At 67.9% G+C, this 2678-nt stretch carries 3 protein-coding genes; all 3 read right to left on the bottom strand.

Annotated elements, in window-relative coordinates; genetic code table 11:
• Positions 1 to 117: 117 nt before the first annotated feature.
• Positions 118 to 1281 carry an ISAs1 family transposase gene (locus tag ACFW2Y_RS35445; RefSeq protein ID WP_384887768.1) on the bottom strand — a complete coding sequence of 388 codons (1164 nt, stop codon included), beginning with the start codon at positions 1279 to 1281 and terminating at the stop codon, positions 118 to 120.
• Between the two features lie 56 nt (positions 1282 to 1337).
• Positions 1338 to 2195, bottom strand: coding sequence for a helix-turn-helix domain-containing protein (locus tag ACFW2Y_RS35450; protein ID WP_384887770.1), 858 nt, complete (start codon positions 2193 to 2195; stop codon positions 1338 to 1340).
• A 167-nt stretch (positions 2196 to 2362) separates the two neighbouring features.
• Positions 2363 to 2678 (bottom strand): hypothetical protein (locus ACFW2Y_RS35455; RefSeq protein ID WP_384887773.1); only part of this gene is annotated, 316 nt, incomplete at its 5' end.

The raw sequence follows: 2678 nt of genomic DNA on the forward strand, positions 1-2678 counted from the left end.
CCCCGCCTCGATCCCCTCCGACACACCCGAATCCTACAGACCAACAGGCCTCAGAAACCGAGGAGTTATTTATCGACAGCTCCCAGGGTCCGTTGTGTGATCAGGTTTTGTCCGTGTTCATCCGGTGAGCCCGAGGGCCGTCAGGGGCCGGTCCCAGCCGCGGGCGGCTTGGCGTAGGGCAGCGGCGATGTTGGTGCGTCCGTCCTGGCGGTGGACGCTGATCGCGAGGTTGCGCAGGCCGGCCATGACACGTGGCAGCCGGCCGGCATGGATCTTGGAGTCGTCCTCGCGGAAGGTGCGGTCCCGGACGTGGTGCAGGAGATTCTCGATCTTCCAGTGGCCGCGGATCCAGGCGGCGAGCTGGGCACCGCTCGCGGCGCCGGGCGGCAGGCTGGTGATCAGGTAGACGCGCTCGATGGTGAGCTTGCTGCTGGTGAAGTCATGCCTCCAGCGGACGACTTGGAGGGCCTGCTTCGCGTCGGGGTAGTCGATGTGGGCGAAGGCCGCGGTCTTCAGCCTGCGGATCTCGTGGCGGTGGTGGGCGCGGGTGCGCTCGTAGTGGTCCAGGGTGATGTCCTGCCAGGGCAGCCGGCGGACGCGGTTGAACAGGCCGGGGTGGTTGGCCTTGACCTGCGCGATGTAGTGGGCGCCGCGTGTTCGGAGGTAGGCGCCGTGGGCGTGCTGGGTGTGCAGGGCATCGGCGGTGATCACGGTGTCGGCGAGGTCGATCGTGTCCAGCAGCGGGGCGAAGGCGGGGATCTCGTTGCTCTTGTCGGCGACCTGGCGCCGGGCGAGGACGTTGCCGGTGTGGTCCATCGCAGCAAGCAGGGTGACGTAGGAGGTGGTGGCGGTGCGCGAGCCGCGCAGGGCCTTGCCGTCGACCGCGATCGCCCGCGGTCCGGGCCCGGCCGGGGTGGCGCGGGCGGTGAGGAACGCTCCGATCGCCCGGTCCAGGGCATCGCCGTCGAGTTGGACGAGGAGGCGCCGCAGGGTTTGCGGGTGCGGAACGCGGACCGCGCCGGTCAGTGGGTTCACGGGGAATCCGAGGACCCGGCAGGCCCACGCGGGCGCATCACTGATCCACTCGGTGATCGCGACGAGCGAGCGGGCGCCGGCCAGGACACTCGCCGCGGCCGCGGTCACCAGCGCCGACAACGGATAGCGGCGTCCGCGACAGCCGCGCGGGTCGGGGGCCAGGTCCAGGAAACCGGACGGACGGACCGCGTCCGTCAGCGGAGCCGGAGTGGCAGCCCGGGCCAGTTGTGCCAGCGGGGCGGGCATGAGGGAAGATGCAGGAGCAGGCACGGACTCACCAAGTTTTCATGGGACTTCGACACTCACATGATCACTGAGGTCGTGCCTGCACCGCGTTCCCCTGCCCGAACCGGGACGCTCACCCTGCCTCGCGACGACTCCGGCGAACCGGACGATCTTCGATCTTGCAAGGGCCCCTGCCGCTGTGGCGCTCCGCGTCCGCGACGTGCACTGGCTTGAAGGTTTGCCTGACGCAGGATGGCGACGATCAGGTCGACTTGCGCCTGTGACAGAGGAGGCGCGCCTTCGGCCTTGGCGGCTCCCGCCTTCCGGAGATCCTCGAGTACGGCCGGAGAGGTTGGGCGGCGAGGCCATGGTGGTCGCGAGGCGCTCTGGCTGTCGGCGTGTTCTACGCTCACGGTTGTGCGTGCCGGGCGTTGAACTGACCGTGGTACCTCGGTGGTGTCGCCTGCTGCAGATGATGAACCCGGCAGTTGCCTCCCTCCGGCCGGGTCCGTCTGCCGCAGGTGCATCGGTGCCTCATACTGCCGCCGGCGGTACTCGGGCGGATGCTGCTGTTCCTGGGTGCGGACCAGGCCGTTGCGGGACAGCACCCGGTGGACCGTGGTCCGCGACGGGGCCGGCTTCGGCCCGCGGGCGGACAGCTTGTGGGAGATCCGGCGGGCACCCCACCGGGGATGCCGGCGTCGCAGCTCGCAGATCTCGGCCTCAACCTCGGCGGACAGGCGCGTGGGGCTGTTCCGTGGCCGACGGGAGCGATCCAGCAGACCCGGCATGCCTTCCTGCTCGAACCGCCGTCGCCAGCTGTGTAGGGTCTGACGCGAGGTGCCGTACCGGGCCGCGACCTCGCCGATCGCAGACCCGCCGAGCGCTTCGAGGACAGCCTGGTAGCGGTACTCGGCCAACTGCTCTATCTCCATGACTCCGACGGAAGCACCCCTGCCGCATCGGCAGGTGGGGGACAGCGGACGTTCAGCCGAACGTGTCAACCATGTCCAGAGCACGAACCGTCAAGTGTCTCCTGAGACCTCTTACCGGCAACAATCGCCAACGAAGCACGTTGCCTCGCGTGTGTCGAGGTGCTGCGTTAGCGGGTGGAGAGCTCGACCAGATGCGCTTCCCATGCCCGGAAACCATGGTCATTGTGATGATCTGGTGTGAGGATCATTGCCAGAACGCCATCATCCTTGAAGTTCTGCAGAACTAACGTGTAGTGGAAGCATGTCTCAGTACGTGCTCCGCAACCTGATCCGCGGCTGACACCAGCACGGCGTCCGGTAGGCGAAAAGGGCCCCGCTCCTCGCAAGAGGATGCCGTTGGTTAATTCGGGGCCTGGCGTGACGTCGGCCTTCAAGACTCGGTTGTGGTCTTGAAGGCCGGCGTTGTCGTATGGGGTGGGTGCG

The sequence above is a fragment of the Streptomyces sp. NPDC058877 genome (assembly GCF_042742855.1).
Lineage (GTDB): Bacteria > Actinomycetota > Actinomycetes > Streptomycetales > Streptomycetaceae > Streptomyces.